Raw genomic sequence first — 352 nt, 5'->3', positions numbered from 1 at the left:
GTCCTTACTACCACCGTTTCTCACTACGTCCAATCTACTTGTTCGCAGAAGCGATTGAACGTCGTCAGCCAGATCTTGGTATTTACGAATTCAACGACTCAGTGATCAAGACAACGTCTTACGCGGTATTCAAAACGGCATTCCCAGACGGTACATTGCCAGCTCTGAACGATTCATCGAAGACGATTTCTATTAACGATGAAGGCGTTATTATGGCAACGTCTGTGTGTTACCACCGCTATGAGCAGACTGAAACTTTACTTGGTATGGCTAATCACCAACAAGATGTTTGGGTCCATGCTTCAGGTAAAACGCTATCTGACGCTGTCAATGCAGCAGACGACATCAAAGC

General features: G+C 45.5%; 1 pseudogene. It reads left to right on the top strand.

The window, feature by feature from the left end:
* Window positions 1–352: pseudogene (locus AB4232_RS22735) on the top strand (chondroitin lyase); the annotation flags it as partial.

It is taken from the genome of Vibrio sp. 10N.286.46.A8 (assembly GCF_041470165.1).
Lineage (GTDB): Bacteria > Pseudomonadota > Gammaproteobacteria > Enterobacterales > Vibrionaceae > Vibrio > Vibrio tasmaniensis_A.
The sequence above is the reverse complement of the archived record's forward strand: the minus strand, read 5'-3'. Positions and strand labels throughout refer to the sequence as shown.